The following is a 15,700-nucleotide window of genomic DNA, read 5'->3' as shown; positions in this document are numbered from 1 at the left end:
ATATCTATATTTATCCCGAACAAAAACCAAATTCAAAATGAAAAATATTAAGACGGCTGCTATTTTAGCCCTCCTATTCTTAGGAACTGGTAAAGCTTTTTCACAATCCAGAAAGACAGAATCTACCAAAGGCGTAGAACAGTCTGACAACAAAAAAATACAGGTAGAAGGAGTAGGTCATAAACTCAATTATACCCTGAATGGAGGAACAGTTGAGGTAGAAGGAGGTGATAATACCGTAATCATCAAGGGAAGTGCAAAAAAGATTTCTGTTTCAGGTACCGGAAACAAAGTATATATTGATAAAGTAGACAAAGTGGCCATAGAAGGTGGAGATAATACAGTGTACTACAAATCTGCAGGAACAAAAACAGGAAAGCCTGAAAGTGCCCTTACCGGTGTAGGAAACAAGGTCGTGAAACAATAAAAGAACAGTAAAAACAAGGCTTGGATTTTGTATTCATCCAGGCCTTTATTTTTAGAAACACATTATCATTTCATTTTGTGGAGAAGCTTTTTCCTTAAAAATATAAACTTCCTCCATAATTATATAACACGTTAGCTCTTATTCATTCTAATTTTATCCCGCGAAATGAAAAGAGTCTTTCACATACTGTTTATCCTCCTTTACATCGTAGTTTCCTCAGGGTTTACTACCAGCAGACATGTTTGCAAGGGAAACTCAAGTGAAATACATCTGGGCCTTAAAAAACTTTCTGATCTGGACTGCCCGAAATGCAGTGCCAACAAAGAAAGAAATCATGGCAAATGTTGTAAGCTGGAAGTAAAAAAAATCTGTAAAGAAGATAATCTGCCCCATTCTTACAAAAATTCGCCGGTAAAGTTTTTATCAGCATCCATTCCGTATTACAATCTGGGGACAGTATTTGATCAGGCCGTAGCTATTGATCCTGAAAACAATCCTTCCTATTTTGATCCCTCAAAATATCACCTCAACTACCCCTCCCTTTTCATTCTTCATTGCGTTTATAGAATTTAGAATACATTGAATCATACTCTGATCCCGATGGGGACAACTATTTTTCAATTTTAATTCTAAAAATATTCTATGAATTTATCATTCAGAGCACTCATCTTATGGCTGGGCTGCCCTGCCCTATCCTTTGCTCAATTCACGAGCTTAGAGGATGTACTTCTCAGGGCCGAAAAAAATTACCAGTCCATTCAAAAAAAAGAAATCAATATAAAGGCCTCCAATGAAAGGCTTCAACTTCAAAAAACCTATTATCTTCCGGAGGTTACCTTAATGGCTCAGCAGAGTTTTGGGACCATCAATGCTCAAAACGGTCCCATGTACAATATGGGAGGGTCTGGGATTGCCTCTACTTCCATGCCTTTGGCAGAACAAAACTGGAATGCCGGATTCGGGAGTCTATATCTGGCCAATATCAATTGGAATGTCTACACTTTCGGAAAGCTTAAAACAAAAGAAAATGTTGAGGTAGCAGATACGGAACTACAAAAAGCGGACTTAAAACAGGAGGTATTTCAACACCAGATAAAGGCAGCGGCGGCTTATTTTAATCTTTTGGTAAGCCAGCGTCTTGAAAATGTACAGCACGAAAATCATAAACGTTCAGAGGTCATTTACTCCATTGCTCAGGCAAGGGCCAACAGCGGACTGATTCCTGAAGTAGATGCCTCTCTGGCAAAAGCAGAAATGTCTGGTGCTCAAACGGCAATCATCAATGCCAATGATCATGTGCTGGAATACAATAAAAAACTGGCTGACTTGCTGGCAGAAAATTTTAATGATTATCAATTAGATCATTATTTCAGTAAGAATACACCTTATTGGGTTCCCGAAACCTCATCCTTAGATAGCCATCCCAGCACTCTTTTTGTGGCTCATAAAATTAATAAAAGTAAACAACAGGAAGCTTACTTACATACCGTAAGCTTACCTTCTATTTCTTTTTTTGGAACATTTCAGGGGCGTGGGTCTGGTTTTGCATCAAATTATGTTCAGGATAACTCTGCTTACTCAGCATCTTATTTGAAAGGAATTGGAGTAGACAGAATGAATTATATTGTAGGATTTAACCTTAGCTGGAATCTTACAGACTTTTACAGAAACAATTCCAGAGTAAATGAGCAGAAATTACTTACAAAAGCATTGGATTTTGATTATCAACAGCTCCAGCAGGAACTGCATAATCAACAGAATCTTTCGGAGTTGAAGTATAAAAATGCAGTAACAAAAGTAGCTGAATCCAAAATACAACTACAAGCTGCTACAGAGGCTTTTCATCAACAAAAAGCGCTGTATGAAAATGGGTTAACCACGATTGTAGATTTTACACAGGCTTTATATCTTCTGAACCGTGCTGAGATTAATTATGAGATTGCCCAGAATAATTCCTGGCAGGCTATCGTACTTATTGCAGCCTCTAAAGGAGATATTTCCATGATTACAAAAGCAATTACCCACTAACCAAAAATTTACACATGAATCTTATAAAGTTTGCATTACGCAGACCAATATCTGTAATGGTATTGGTATTGGGGCTGTTATTTTTCGGAATCAAGGCTGCCAAAGAAGTTAAGGTAGATATCCTCCCTGAAATGGATCTTCCTGTAGTATATGTTGCCCATTCCTTTAATGGATATACTCCACAACAGATGGAAGGGTATTTCACCAAAATGTATGTGAATATGCTTTTATTTACCAACGGAATCAAAAGTATTGAATCTAAAAATACCCAGGGACTCACTCTGATGAAAGTCAATTTTTATGAGGGAACCAATATGGGAGAAGCCATTGCACAAATCAATGCCCTTTCTACCCGTTCGCAGGTATTTTTACCTCCCGGGGCACCTCCTCCCTTTATTATTCGTTTTGACTCTTCTTCACAACCGGTAGGGCAGCTTGTTTTCCGAAGCAATACAAAAACAAATAATGAACTGCAGGATATTGCCAATTTCAATGCCCGCCCTTTCCTGATTGCCATCCCTGGGCTTACTACCGCTCCGCCCTTTGGAGGAAGCCCGCGTACCATAGAGGTCAACGTGAATCCTATTAAGCTGCGCGCCCATAATCTATCTCCTGAGCAGGTAGTAGAGGCCATCAGCAGGAATAATATCACTTCCCCTTCAGGAAATGTGTATATAGGAGAAACCAATTATCTTACTCCGACCAACAATACGGTAAAAAAGGTTGAAGAACTTGGAGATATTCCTCTTTTTAAAGGAACAGCAGACAATGTCTATGTTCGGGATGTAGCTACTGTAAAGGACGGAGCAGATGTTGCCACCGGCTATGCATTAATTGATGGGAAACGTTCTGTTTACATCAATATTGCCAAAGCTAGCAACGCTTCTACTCTTGAAGTCGTTAATAAACTGAAAGAATCATTACCAAAAATCCAGAGAAATATGCCTGATGATGTACAAATTTCCTATGAATTTGACCAATCAGTTTATATTTCAAGCGCCCTGAAAAGCTTAGCTGTTGAAGGAGTTTTGGGAGCTTTACTGACCGGGCTTATGGTGATGCTTTTTCTAAATGACCGCAGAGCTGCATTGATTGTTATTATGACAATTCCAATCTCCATTATTTCGGGGGTATTATTTCTGAAACTGTTCGGACAATCTATTAACATTATGTCCTTATCCGGACTTGCTCTTGCCATAGGAATTCTGGTGGATGAAAGTACAGTGACCATTGAAAATATTCACCAACATTTTGCAATGAAGAAGACCCGCGCACAGGCCATTTGGGATGCTTGTAAGGAAATCGCTTTCCCGAAATTGCTGATCATGCTTTGTATTCTCGCTGTATTTGCTCCGGCTTTCATGATGAGTGGTATTCCGGGATCATTATTTATGCCTTTGGCGATGGCAATAGGTTTTTCGATGATTGTATCCTTTATTTTGTCACAAACTTTTGTACCGGTAATGGCCAACTGGATGATGAAGCATGATCCTAAAACCTGTGAGAACCATAACCAAAATTGGTTTACCCGCTTCCGTGACCGTTTTTCAGAGTTTTTATCTTCTATGATGAAACACAGGAAAGTTATTGTAAGCGTAAGTCTAGTTATTGTTTTGGGGATTGGATTTGGACTTTATCAAGTGACCGGAAAAGATGTATTGCCTACTGTAAACTCGCGTCAGTTTCAGGTTCGTATAAAGGCAGCGGAAGGAACCCGTATTGAAGTCACGGAAATAAAAGTTAAAAAATTCCTCGAACATCTGAAAAATAAGGTTGGAAAAGACAATATTGCCATTTCTTCTGTATTTATCGGACAACATCCATCTACGTTTGCCGTAAGCCCCATCTACCTTTATAATGCAGGTCCTCATGAAGCTTTAATGCAGGTTGCCCTGAAGGAATTTAACGGTAATTCCGATGAACTAAAGGATGAGCTACGAACATATTACAAGGAAAAGATGCCTGACGTTCAGATTTCTTTTGAACCTATTGAATTAACTGAAAAAATTCTAAGTCAGGGAACAAACAATCCTGTCGAAATAAGGATTTCAGGAATGATGAAAAAGATGAACCGTATGTATGCAGAAAAGCTTTTAACCAAGATCAAAGAAATTGAATACATGCGGGATCAGCAAATCCCCCAATCTATGAACTATCCTGCTTTACAGATTAATATTGACAGAGTAAAGGCTGCACAATTGGGACTGGATGCTCAGGATATTGCTAAATCTTTGGTGACAGCCACTGCTTCTACCCGCTATACCAATAAGAACTTCTGGGTGGGAGGAATGATGGGTATTGCCTATGATGTGCAGGTACAGACTCCTCAAAATATTCTTAACAGTAAAGAGGAACTGGCCAATATTCCGTTGTCTAAAAACTCTGACAGACCTGTTTTGGGAGATGTTGCCACCATCAGTTCTTCAAAGGAATTGGGAGAAAGTTACAATCTGGGAACAATGGGTTACACTACGGTTACAGCTAATATCCATAAAACGGATCTGGAACAGGCTTCCAAGGATGTAAAAAAAGCCATTGAATCCCTTGGTGAACTTCCAAAAGGAATAAACATTGAGGTTTCCGGAATGGCTCCCGTACTGGATGAAACCATGAACAGCCTTTCTTCCGGACTTCTCATTGCAGCAGCAGTAATTTTTCTGATGCTTGCAGCCACTTTTCAGTCTTTCCGTGTTTCACTGGTTATTTTAACAACGGTACCGTTTGTTATTGTTGGATCGTTGACCTTATTAAAGCTTACAGGGTCTACCTTGAATCTTCAGTCTTATATGGGATTAATCATGTCTGTTGGAGTTTCCATTGCCAATGCTGTTCTATTGATCAGTAATGCTGAAACCATTCGAAAATCAACAGGGAATGCATTAGATTCTGCTATTGAGGCCGCCAAACTCCGTATCCGTCCGATCATTATGACGACATTGGCAATGGCTGCAGGGATGCTTCCCATGGCTATAGGGTTCGGAGAAGGAGGAGATCAGGTATCGCCGTTGGGCCGTGCCGTAATTGGAGGACTTATTTTCTCAACATTCTCTGTTCTTGTTATTCTTCCGCTTGTTTTTGGATGGATACAAAACAAGGCTAGTACTACTTCACTTTCTTTAGATCCGGAAGATGAAGAAAGCATCCATTATTCTAATTCCAACTTATAATTTTTACATTCAATGAAAAACCTATTATACACCGCCGCCATCCTTAGTATTATGATGATCCCGGCATCCTGCAGCAAAGAAAAAACCGCTCCCAAACAAGAAATGAAAGCCATGATGATGAACCCCATGGAAACGGTAACCATCAAAAAAAGCAATCCAAAAGTGGAACTTAAACTTCCCGGAGAACTGGTTCCCGATCAGGAAACGGCATTATTTGCTAAAGTGCAGAGCTATGTAAAGAAAATTAATGTAGATATTGGAACCTACGTAAGCGCAGGACAAGTTCTTATGGTTTTGGAAGCTCCGGAAATACAATCTCAGGCCGCTAATGCCAAAGCCAAATGGCAGGCACAGGAAGCAATCTATACCTCAACAAAGGCAAGTTATGAAAGAATGTATAGGGCCAATGAGACCAAGGGAGCCATTGCAAAAGATGCACTGGACCAGATTACAGCCCGAAAACTTTCCGATGCAGCACAGATGAATGCTGCAAGATCAGCCTATCACGAACTTCAGGATATCAACCGTTATCTGGTGATCCGAGCCCCTTTTAGTGGGGTCATTACGGAACGAAAGGTAGATCTGGGAGCTTATGTAGGACCTATGGGAGGAACTCCGCTTATGGTTATTCAAAATACATCAAAGCTACGATTGAGTTTATCTGTTTCCGAGGCTAGTGTTCCTTACCTTAATGTGGGAGATACCATTTCATTTCGGGTGAGTGCTATTCCTGAAAAAAGTTTTAAAGCCAGAATATCGAGAAAATCGGGTTCTTTGGATCTCAAACTGCGTTCGGAGAAGATAGAGGCAGATTTTGTCAATCATTCTAAGGAATTAAAGCCATTTATGATTGCAGAATCCATGATTCCTTTACAAAATAAAGAAGCAACATTTTTCATCCCAAGATCTTCTGTGGTAGAAAGCAATATGGGAATTTATGTCATTAAGAAAGAAAATGGAAAAGCAAAATTCATCCCTGTCAAAAAAGGAAGAATCCTTAATGATACTATTGAAGTATTCGGAGAGCTGTCAGAAGGAGACCAGATCATTAAAAAAGGGAATGAGGAAATTTTAGAAGGTAGCTTAATTAAATAATATCAACAATGAAAACAATATTTAGAAACACCTGTATTATTCTTTTCAGTGCAACAGTTGTATTGGCTTGTAATAAGGAAAAGGAGAAAGTAAAAAATGTGGAACCCGTCACTGCGCAGAAACCTCAGCCAGCAGCTTCCGGACAGTATGCAAAAGGCAGCCGTGTTCCGAATGAAACAGTCTGCATGGTTAATAATGCCTATATGGGCAAAAAACAAATGGAAGTTCCTCACAATGGTAAAGTATACTATGGTTGCTGTGAGATGTGTGTAAAAAGAATTCCAACAGATAAGACTGCCAGAGAAGCTATTGATCCGTACAGTGGGAAAACAGTGGATAAAGCAGATGCCTATATTGTAATGATCAGTGATGAGGGTGAGGTGGCTTATTTTGAAAATGAAGAGAGCTATAAGAAATTCCGAGCTCAGAATTCATAGTTATATTTTTCAGATTAATTGTTTTAGGGCTTGGTAACTTATTGTTATCAGGCTCTTTTTACAGAAAATAAAAAAGACAGGCATTGTAAAAAGCCTGTCTTTAAAAATATCTCAGATATAAATTATTCTACGTTGATTACCTTTTCAATTTCCGGTGCATGTTGTTTAATTGTATTTTCCACGCCTAGCTTTAGGGTTGAAAAATTTAACGAGCACCCGGAACAGTTACCCAGAAGTTTTACAAAAACCTGATTATCTTTCACGTCAATAAGCTCAATATCACCTCCGTCTTTATTCAAAAACGGTCTGATGCTTTCCAAAGCTTCCATTACTCTCGTTACTGTATCTTCGTGCGTTATGTTTGTTTCCATATTTTTTCAGTTCAATTCGGTTTTTTCAAATTTGATTGAAAGTTATTATTATTTTGCTTTTGGTGAGCATCCTGCCATTGTAGAAATCTTCACGGCTTCAGTTGGCGGAAGACTTTTATTTCTTTCTACCAGACTTTCTACCATTTTTCTTGCTGTTTCAGTATAGATTTCTGAAATTTTAGACCCTTCCTGAAGCGCTGCCGGTCTTCCTACATCTCCTGCTTCTCTGATGCTTTGGATCAAAGGAATCTCTCCTAATACCGGAATTCCAAGATCTTCTGCAAGATATTGTGCTCCCTGGTTTCCAAAGATATAATATTTATTTTCAGGAAGTTCTTCCGGTGTAAAATACGCCATATTTTCGATTAAACCAAGAACCGGAATATTGATGCTCTCCATCTGGAACATTGCAATCCCTTTTCTTACGTCTGCCAGTGCAACATGCTGAGGTGTACTTACAATCACCGCACCTGTTACAGGCACCTCCTGAATAATTGACAAGTGGATATCACCTGTTCCCGGAGGAAGATCTATTAATAGGAAATCCAATTCACCCCAAGCCGCATCTCTGATCATTTGATTCAATGCTTTTGAAGCCATTGGACCTCTCCAAACTACTGCCTGGTTTGCTCCTGAAAAATATCCTATTGAAAGCATTTTCACACCATAATTCTCAATAGGCTTCATCATGCTCTTTCCGTTTACTTCTACAGAAACTGGTTTTTCGCCCTCTGTATCAAACATTGTAGGAACTGAAGGACCATAGATGTCTGCATCCAATAATCCCACTTTAAAGCCCATTTTAGCCAATGTTACTGCCATATTTGCAGAAACTGTAGACTTCCCTACTCCTCCTTTACCGGAAGCAATAGCGATAATATTTTGAATTCCGGGAATTTGTTTTCCCTTGATCTGACTTTGCTGAATTTCACTAGGTTCCGGAGAAGCAATTTTAAGTTTTAAATGAATGTCTTCTCCAAACTCACTGGCAAAAGCCTGTTTCATTGCAGCTTCCAGTTTTTTCTTTTCGTGCATTGCAGGCGAATGAGCGGTCATGTCAATATAAACATCGTTACCCATTATCTGAAGATTATTCACCAAATCGTCTACTTCTATTTCTTTAAGGAAATCTTGAACCTTTTCTTTCGTCAACATATAAATATAAATTGTTTACAAATTTACGGATTTTTTCGATAATTTAGAATCAATAAAATCTATAATATCAGGTGATAAATCAGATCGTTAAAAATTTTGTTTATTCTATTTTTATCCTAACTCATCATCAACCGCAAAACAAAATCTATGGAAACTACTGCTTATCCATCCAAACAAGCCTCTCCCAAAGGAATCTTCACTGTAGGAGAAACAAGATTTAAATGGTATGATCTGGCAAAAGAGCCTACGGAGGTTTCTTCACAAGACATTTATCATGCTAAAGTATGCATTGAAAATGCCCGGGAAAACTTCCAAAATAGGGATGATCTTGGTTTTGTCATCCTGCATCGATGCGGAGATAATTACCTTCTTTTGGTCTGTACATGGCGCAATGAGAATGAATTATGGGAAAGTGTCTACTATGACGGTTCCGGAAAATTTGAGATATGGGACAGAAACAAAACCCACCTCCCGACTTATTGTGTCTGGGAAATGGGAATAGTTTACCATGAGTCCCAGGCATGGAAAAAGCACCTGGGAACTGCAAGGTATGAAAGTCATAAGGTGGAATATCTTAATAACTTTTTGGAAGGCGAGGTCTAATTTCACGAATCAATTCGCCCTGTATTTTTCATCAAAGTTTACATTTCTGCCGGATCCTTTCACTTTTTTGTTTCCAAAAGTATAGGTTGCAGATAACGTAAGTCTTCGGGCATCATAATAATTGTTGTAGGAATGAGTTCCTGTGGAATAATAAATTTCTCCGATACTTCTTGATTGCTTAAAAATATCAGACACCATTGCATTGATCTGGAGATTTTTTTCCATGAGGCTTATTTTAATGCCAGAGGTAAAATTTCCTGCAAAATCCATGTACACATTTCCGGAGTTAGATGGTAAACGGAACCAATAGTTAAGAATCAGCTGAATGGTTTTACTTTTATTCAGTGAAAAATTATTCTGAAAATCAAAATCATAGCCGTATCCTTTTTTAGACAAGGCATCAGTGGCAAAAACCTCGGTACTCATATAGGAAACATCTGCAGAGTAGTTGGCTTCCCAAAACTTCAGGAATGTATCCGAATAATTAAGAGTAACTCCAATATTATTCTGATTATAAAAATTGAAAAATGTACTGGTTCTGCTCTCTCCGGACAGGCTTGCTACCTGACCGAATGCATCCAGTGTTCTCTGGAAATAAACAGAAGTAGACAGCTTTCCTTTATAAACGTGTGAAAATTCAAAATTATGATTGATGGATGGCTTCAATAAAGGATTTCCCGTGAAGTAAGAATTAATATTGATATACCAGCGATAAGGGTTGATGGCACGAAAACCAGGTCTGTTGATCCTTTTGGAATAATTCAGGTTGAATGTATTGCTTTCATCACTTTTATAGGTAACATAAGCTGTTGGAAAGAATTTACCATAGGAATTTTCTGTCTGTTCTCCAGATGTCAGAGAGTTTCCGTTGACTGTAGAATATTCATAACGAAGTCCTGCCTTTGCAGACCATTTTTCGTTGAATGATTTTTCAAGGCTTATGTAGGCTGCATAATTTTTCTCATTATATTCAAATTCATTGCTCTTTAGCGGGTCTGTAACATAACTTCCATTATTCAGGTTTTGGTAGAAAATACTTGAATTATTATCAAAATTAGTGAACTTCACCCCAGCCTCTGTCTTTGCAAACTGATAAGGCAGCGTAAGATCTGCCTGCCCAGAATATATTTTATAATCCACCATGGATGGGGACTTTACGACAAAATTATTTCCTGAATTTTCCGTTGTTGTAAAATCGATGATATTCTTAGGGTTGTTAGAAAAATAATTTCCTGTGATACTTAGTTTATTATCCTGTTTTCCAAATTTAAGGTCGTAATACGCACTTACCGTATGCTGGGTGGTTTTCCCTCTGTGTTCCGCATCGGTAGATAATGTATTGGTATATATTTCATTTTGAAAATAATCTGAGGTATTTTCAATATCCATATTGGAATGTCCAAATCCATAGTCATAAATAAATCCGACGTTGGATTTTTTTCCCAACTGATAATCAATACTTAGGTTGGCTCCAAGCCCATCTCCAAAATCTCTTCTGTCATCACGACTTTTAAGTCCCTCTGCTCCCTCTATCCAATAGTTTTCAAAGGAATGCTTTTCGTATTTATTTTGTCTTAATTTCAGGGAAGAACGCAGCTTTTCATTCTGATAATTGATTGTTGCGCTGTTCGAAAATGCAGTGTAGGTTTGCTGTTGAAGACTTGTTGTAAGGCTTCCGCTCCATCCAAGGTTTTGATTTTTCTTGAGAACGATATTGATAAGTCCACTATTTCCCTGCGCTTCATACTTGGCCGGAGGAGTGGTAATGACTTCAATTTTTTCTATATTTTCTGATCTGAGGCTTTTAAGATAGGTAACGAGTTCTGCAGATGAGAGGTTCAGGATTCTTTCGTTAATCATCACTGATACTCCACTTTTCCCCGCAATTGAAACTCCTGCGTTATCGTCTACCTTTACCAAGGGGGTTGTGGCAAGGGCATCTGCTCCATCCATTCCTTGTGATGCTACAGAATTACTCACATTAAAAACCAATCTGTCGGCTTTTCTCTCGATCAGTTTTTTTCTGGCAGTAAGAGTAACTCCCTCAATCTGTTTTTCATTTTTCCTTTCAATAAAGAAATCCTGCTTTACTTCACCATTCACCACAACATCCATGCTGGATATTTCTGTGCCCTCCTGTATTAATTTTATATTGTAATTCCCGTTTTCAAAAAGTTTCAGCGTGTAATTTCCTTTTTCATCTGAAATGGCAGTCTGCTTTTTCTGATCCTTCACTGCTATCACCTCAATATAGGAAACCGTACTTCCAGCCTGAGTAATTTTTCCTGTAACTGTCTGAGAAAATATGGCCAGTGGCAACAGTATCATCGCTGAAAGTAATGTTCTCTTCATTTCTATGGTTGTTTTTAATAGAACAATCAATGACTCCTGTTTGTTACATGCAGTCTCTTATTTTAATGTTAAAAACAATTCTATAGTTACCATACAATAAATTCTACATTCCATCAACTTCTTGTAAATATTCTTAAAATACACTCTAGATAAATGTATCTTTAGGTTCATTTTATTCAAAACGACAGAAATAATTCAGTAAAATTTATAGGCAAAAAAAATAAAACACATGAAAGTAATAACATTATCAGGAGCAAAAGATACTGGAAAATCACATACAGTTAATATTGCATATACTTTTCTGCTTAGGGATGGATATGTACAAGTGCCCGGGAATTTCAGGGTTTTGGGAAATTCTAATAATAAAGACTTTACCGATATTTTGGAAAAAGAGGGTAAGAAAGTCGGCTTTGTAGGAATGGGTGATTATGTCAAGGGAGCAGGCAAGAGTCTAAAAAGCTTACTTGAGGAACTTGAATTAAAAGGTTGTGATACAGCGCTATGTGCAGCCCGAGACAATCCAAAAATTTTAGCAGCGGTACAGGCATACTCCCATCATATTATTATTCAAAAAACACTTTCTACGGGTGATGTGAGTCATAGAATTGTGAATACGAATGATGCGATTGTCATGATTTCTCATGTATAGTTTTGGAGGTAAACCAACCTCAAGTTATGGTTTCTTATATCATCTTTTAAAAGTAGTTTTGAAAAAAAATCAGAATAGGAAAATTCCTCCCCTGATTTAAGTATATTTGAGTAATAAAACTATTCAACCTTTTTCACGGCGAGACAGTATTAATTATCCCGTGAATATATTCCTATAAAATAAAACAGACTCTACATTCCTTTTCTTTCTCAAACATTCATGGAACATAACCATAGTTCTTAGATCTTATTTTGTGCAATTCATATTCCGAGTTTTTGGCCCGGTATTTTCAATATATTCGCTTTTATAAAATCATACAGTTATGAAAAGCAGACTCGTTGTATTCTCTTTATTCATTACCCAAATCATTTACGCGCAAAACTATTCTCAATCTATAAATTCTTTTATTGGTACCGAAGAACATGGAGCTGCCACTGTGTTTGGAATGGTACAATTATCTCAAAACACCAGGCTCATTACCCAAAATATAGGCAAGACAGAAATAAAAAAAACAGACTTTGAAAATGTACAATCCATTGAAGATTTAAAATATATTCAACAGACAGATTCTCCGATGATCTCAGCAGACAGAATCTTTGATTTTTCTACTAAAGTTGAAATTACGTCACAGAATCCTCGCGATAAAATTTATTATATGACCATAGATGCAAGTGATGCTAACAAAAGAAAAAAATTCACTGCTTACAAAAGACCATTTATGATCAGTAAGACCACTCAGGTTAAGGCCTATGCAGAAAGAAAGGGTGAAAAAAGCACAATCATTACGGCCAGCTTTAATAGAAGACCTAATTACTGGGATATCAATACACTTTCAAAAGCAGCTCCACAATATACAGCCAGTGGGAAGCTTGCTTTAATTGACGGAATAAGAGGGGATATAAACTGGCAAAGAGGTGAATGGCAAGGATATCAGGGGCAAAATTTTGAAGCTGTTATTGATTTTAAATCTCCTCAACAACTTACAACATTAACCTCTACTTATCTTCAGGACAGTAAAGCCCTGATTCTGATGCCTAAAAAAGTGGAATATTATGCTTCGATGAATGGAAAAGATTTTATCCTTTTAAAAACAATTGATAATGATATTGATCCTAAAGATGAACAAATACAAATCAAGGATTTCACCACAGAAATTCTTCCTACGGAAGCAAGATATCTTAAAGTAAAAGCTTATTACTTTGGGAAACTTCCGAAATCGCATAAGGGAGCCGGCGGAGAAGCTTATATCTTTATTGATGAAATTGCTGTAAAATAATACACTTATAATAAATGGAAAACCCATCATTCAGTATTATTCAGTATCATAATAGCCTCTTCATTTTTGAAGAGGCCAATTTATAATTTATACCATATTTTAATTCATTCTTTCAGACCATTGAAGAACCTCCGGAAGCTCCATATCTGAAAATTCAATATGGATTACTCTTCTTTTCTTTCCATTAGTTGTTCTGTTTGAACCATGTAGCGTGAGAGGTTTCATCAGCATAATTCCACCTTTTTCTACATTACAGATATCTTCTGTTTCTATTGACCAATCTATGGTTTCCGGTCTATAAATCCCCTTGGAATGGGATTTTGGAACCACTTTTAAAGCTCCATTATTTTCATCTGTATCATCTAAATGAATCCTGATGGTGTAAATATTCTCTAAAATATTCAAGGGAGGTTGTACGGCAAACTGATTTTGTTTTGTAGTCCAAGGTCCAAAATTGGGAAGTTCCAACTTTTTATCTACAGAAATGGTCAGATCCTGATGATAAGCAACATACCAATTGGATGTTTCAGGTTTATCAAAATAGATACTTTTTACAACAAAATATTTTTCTCCAAATATTTCTGTAATGATTCGTTGAATGTTATCATTAAAGATGAGGTCCTTTATTTCCGGAATTTCTTTCAAGAACTGTCTTATCGCAAAAAGGTCATCAGATTTTCTAAAATTTTCCCGTGAAGTATCTATACCGTTCAAAACACTGATTATTTTTTCTACTTCATCGACAGAAAAAACATCATTTATAATGGAAAAGCCATATTCTTGAATATGGCTTTTATAAGTTTCTAAGTTTTTTAAACTCATTATAATTTAAATTTTATCTAAAGGTTCGGTTAATTGGCCTTCCCATTTTGATACTGCAGAAGTAGCCAGTGTATTTCCTAACACGTTAGTCATACTTCTTCCCATATCGCAGAAATGGTCAATTGGTAGGATTAAAGCAATCCCTTCTGGTGGAATTCCGAACATGGAACAAGTTGCTACAATGATTACCAATGAAGCTCTTGGAACACCCGCAATTCCCTTAGAGGTAAGCATCAATACCAAAAGCATGGTGATCTGCTGCCCGATAGTCATCTCAATACCGTAAATCTGAGCAATGAAGATAGACGCAAACGTCATGTACATCATACTTCCATCCAGGTTGAAAGAATATCCTAAAGGTAAAATAAAAGATACTACTCTGCTGTTACAACCGAATTTTTCCAGCTCTTCCACCAATTTAGGGAATACAGCTTCGGAACTTGTTGTAGAGAAAGCAATCAATAATGGTTCTTTAATTCTTTTTAATAAATCAAATAAACGGTTTCCTAAGATAAAGTATCCTACCAATAAAAGCACCAGCCAAAGTACGCCCAGCGCAAAGAAAAAGTCTCTTAAGTAGATAGCATATACTTTAAATATTTCAAAACCATTGGTAGCCACTACAGCTGCAATAGCTCCCAATACCCCAAGCGGAGCAAACCACATGATATACCCTACCATTTTAAGGATACCATGAGCCATAATATCGAAAAGCTTAACAACAGGTTTAGAGTAATCCTCACCCAAATTCGCCAAAGCCACTCCAAACATAATAGCAAATACTACAATCTGTAATACTTCATTTGTAGCAAAGGCTTCAAATAAACTTTTAGGGATCATGTGCTTTACAAAGTCTTCCAGAGAAAAACTCTTGCTGCTTTTAAGAAGTTCATCAGCAGAAGCAACATCCTGAATAGGTAATTTGGTAACATGCCCCGGCTCCAGCCAGTTCACAAGGATCAATCCTATGAAAAGGGAAATCAAAGAAGCAGAGATGAACCAAAGCATTGCCTTTGTTCCTACCCTTCCAATCATTTTAATGTCGCTCATTTTAGCAATCCCCACTACCAGGGTAGTAAAAACCAAAGGCGCAATAATCATTTGTACCAATCTGATGAAAACAGTTCCAAGTAGTTTTATATTCTTGGAAAAAGGTTCTGCACTTTCGGGATACTGCACGTGTACAATTCCTCCAATCCCTACTCCCAGGATAAGCGCAATGATAATTGCTATAAAAAGTTTATTCTGTCCTTTCATATATATAGTTCAATTTGCGCAAATATAATGGTTTTTGAATTGGCAGGATATTTTATTCTAA

At 37.4% G+C, this 15,700-nt stretch carries 14 protein-coding genes; 9 read left to right on the top strand and 5 right to left on the bottom strand.

The genetic code is table 11. The features are described from left to right. Window positions 1–37: 37 nt before the first annotated feature. The 6 genes from C7D53_RS03345 (at window position 38) to C7D53_RS03320 (ending at window position 7,154) form a co-directional block, all read left to right on the top strand. Complete coding sequence (locus tag C7D53_RS03345) at window positions 38–427, top strand: DUF3060 domain-containing protein (protein WP_106914965.1); 390 nt, start codon at window positions 38–40, stop codon at window positions 425–427. Between the two features lie 165 nt (window positions 428–592). Then, a complete protein-coding gene (locus C7D53_RS03340) occupies window positions 593–1,000 on the top strand; it encodes an HYC_CC_PP family protein (RefSeq protein ID WP_106914964.1) in 408 nt (135 codons plus the stop codon). A gap of 69 nt (window positions 1,001–1,069) precedes the next feature. After that, a complete protein-coding gene (locus C7D53_RS03335) occupies window positions 1,070–2,455 on the top strand; it encodes a TolC family protein (protein ID WP_106914963.1) in 1,386 nt (461 codons plus the stop codon). Window positions 2,456–2,469: 14 nt separating this feature from the next. After that, window positions 2,470–5,622: an efflux RND transporter permease subunit gene (locus C7D53_RS03330; protein ID WP_106914962.1), complete on the top strand. Its 3,153-nt coding sequence runs from the start codon at window positions 2,470–2,472 to the stop codon at window positions 5,620–5,622. A gap of 12 nt (window positions 5,623–5,634) precedes the next feature. After that, window positions 5,635–6,717 carry an efflux RND transporter periplasmic adaptor subunit gene (locus C7D53_RS03325; protein ID WP_106914961.1) on the top strand — a complete coding sequence of 361 codons (1,083 nt, stop codon included), beginning with the start codon at window positions 5,635–5,637 and terminating at the stop codon, window positions 6,715–6,717. Between the two features lie 8 nt (window positions 6,718–6,725). Continuing rightward, window positions 6,726–7,154, top strand: a complete 429-nt coding sequence (locus C7D53_RS03320; protein ID WP_106914960.1) for a hypothetical protein — start codon at window positions 6,726–6,728, stop codon at window positions 7,152–7,154. Window positions 7,155–7,276: 122 nt separating this feature from the next. Here C7D53_RS03320 and C7D53_RS03315 read toward each other — a convergent pair whose 3' ends face one another. Continuing rightward, entirely contained in the window at window positions 7,277–7,525 is a 249-nt protein-coding gene (locus C7D53_RS03315) for a NifU family protein (RefSeq protein ID WP_002977212.1), read from the bottom strand. Between the two features lie 48 nt (window positions 7,526–7,573). Then, window positions 7,574–8,680, bottom strand: coding sequence for an Mrp/NBP35 family ATP-binding protein (locus tag C7D53_RS03310; protein ID WP_106914959.1), 1,107 nt, complete (start codon window positions 8,678–8,680; stop codon window positions 7,574–7,576). 147 nt (window positions 8,681–8,827) lie between these two features. Between C7D53_RS03310 and C7D53_RS03305 the strand changes: the two genes are divergently transcribed. Then, window positions 8,828–9,283: a PH domain-containing protein gene (locus C7D53_RS03305; RefSeq protein WP_106914958.1), complete on the top strand. Its 456-nt coding sequence runs from the start codon at window positions 8,828–8,830 to the stop codon at window positions 9,281–9,283. Between the two features lie 9 nt (window positions 9,284–9,292). Here C7D53_RS03305 and C7D53_RS03300 read toward each other — a convergent pair whose 3' ends face one another. After that, window positions 9,293–11,635: an outer membrane beta-barrel family protein gene (locus C7D53_RS03300; RefSeq protein WP_106914957.1), complete on the bottom strand. Its 2,343-nt coding sequence runs from the start codon at window positions 11,633–11,635 to the stop codon at window positions 9,293–9,295. A 229-nt stretch (window positions 11,636–11,864) separates the two neighbouring features. Here C7D53_RS03300 and C7D53_RS03295 point away from each other — a divergent pair, with 229 nt between their 5' ends. Then, a complete protein-coding gene (locus tag C7D53_RS03295) occupies window positions 11,865–12,284 on the top strand; it encodes a hypothetical protein (protein WP_106914956.1) in 420 nt (139 codons plus the stop codon). A 322-nt stretch (window positions 12,285–12,606) separates the two neighbouring features. Then, window positions 12,607–13,560 (top strand): FN3 associated domain-containing protein, encoded by a 954-nt coding sequence (locus C7D53_RS03290; RefSeq protein WP_106914955.1) that lies wholly within the window; start codon window positions 12,607–12,609, stop codon window positions 13,558–13,560. Window positions 13,561–13,659: 99 nt separating this feature from the next. On the opposite strand, the gene C7D53_RS03285 is transcribed toward C7D53_RS03290, so the two are convergent. Further along, window positions 13,660–14,382, bottom strand: a complete 723-nt coding sequence (locus C7D53_RS03285; RefSeq protein ID WP_106914954.1) for a phytanoyl-CoA dioxygenase family protein — start codon at window positions 14,380–14,382, stop codon at window positions 13,660–13,662. A 6-nt stretch (window positions 14,383–14,388) separates the two neighbouring features. Beyond that, the gene (locus tag C7D53_RS03280; protein WP_106914953.1) at window positions 14,389–15,639 is read right to left on the bottom strand and encodes a dicarboxylate/amino acid:cation symporter; all 1,251 of its coding nucleotides are present in this window, start codon (window positions 15,637–15,639) and stop codon (window positions 14,389–14,391) included. Between the last annotated feature and the right edge of the window lie 61 nt (window positions 15,640–15,700).

The sequence above is a fragment of the Chryseobacterium aurantiacum genome (assembly GCF_003020585.1).
Lineage (GTDB): Bacteria > Bacteroidota > Bacteroidia > Flavobacteriales > Weeksellaceae > Chryseobacterium > Chryseobacterium aurantiacum.
Note: the sequence above shows the minus strand (reverse complement) of the source record. Positions and strands in the feature narration are given on the sequence as shown.

Excerpts from the sequence above, each read along its gene's own strand:
- C7D53_RS03345 (WP_106914965.1), top strand. The coding sequence starts at position 38 with ATGAAAAATATTAAGACGGCTGCTATTTTAGCCCTCCTATTCTTAGGA.
- C7D53_RS03340 (WP_106914964.1), top strand. The coding sequence starts at position 593 with ATGAAAAGAGTCTTTCACATACTGTTTATCCTCCTTTACATCGTAGTT.
- C7D53_RS03335 (WP_106914963.1), top strand. The coding sequence starts at position 1,070 with ATGAATTTATCATTCAGAGCACTCATCTTATGGCTGGGCTGCCCTGCC.
- C7D53_RS03330 (WP_106914962.1), top strand. The coding sequence starts at position 2,470 with ATGAATCTTATAAAGTTTGCATTACGCAGACCAATATCTGTAATGGTA.
- C7D53_RS03325 (WP_106914961.1), top strand. The coding sequence starts at position 5,635 with ATGAAAAACCTATTATACACCGCCGCCATCCTTAGTATTATGATGATC.
- C7D53_RS03320 (WP_106914960.1), top strand. The coding sequence starts at position 6,726 with ATGAAAACAATATTTAGAAACACCTGTATTATTCTTTTCAGTGCAACA.
- C7D53_RS03315 (WP_002977212.1), bottom strand. The coding sequence starts at position 7,525 with ATGGAAACAAACATAACGCACGAAGATACAGTAACGAGAGTAATGGAA.
- C7D53_RS03310 (WP_106914959.1), bottom strand. The coding sequence starts at position 8,680 with ATGTTGACGAAAGAAAAGGTTCAAGATTTCCTTAAAGAAATAGAAGTA.
- C7D53_RS03305 (WP_106914958.1), top strand. The coding sequence starts at position 8,828 with ATGGAAACTACTGCTTATCCATCCAAACAAGCCTCTCCCAAAGGAATC.
- C7D53_RS03300 (WP_106914957.1), bottom strand. The coding sequence starts at position 11,635 with ATGAAGAGAACATTACTTTCAGCGATGATACTGTTGCCACTGGCCATA.
- C7D53_RS03295 (WP_106914956.1), top strand. The coding sequence starts at position 11,865 with ATGAAAGTAATAACATTATCAGGAGCAAAAGATACTGGAAAATCACAT.
- C7D53_RS03290 (WP_106914955.1), top strand. The coding sequence starts at position 12,607 with ATGAAAAGCAGACTCGTTGTATTCTCTTTATTCATTACCCAAATCATT.
- C7D53_RS03285 (WP_106914954.1), bottom strand. The coding sequence starts at position 14,382 with ATGAGTTTAAAAAACTTAGAAACTTATAAAAGCCATATTCAAGAATAT.
- C7D53_RS03280 (WP_106914953.1), bottom strand. The coding sequence starts at position 15,639 with ATGAAAGGACAGAATAAACTTTTTATAGCAATTATCATTGCGCTTATC.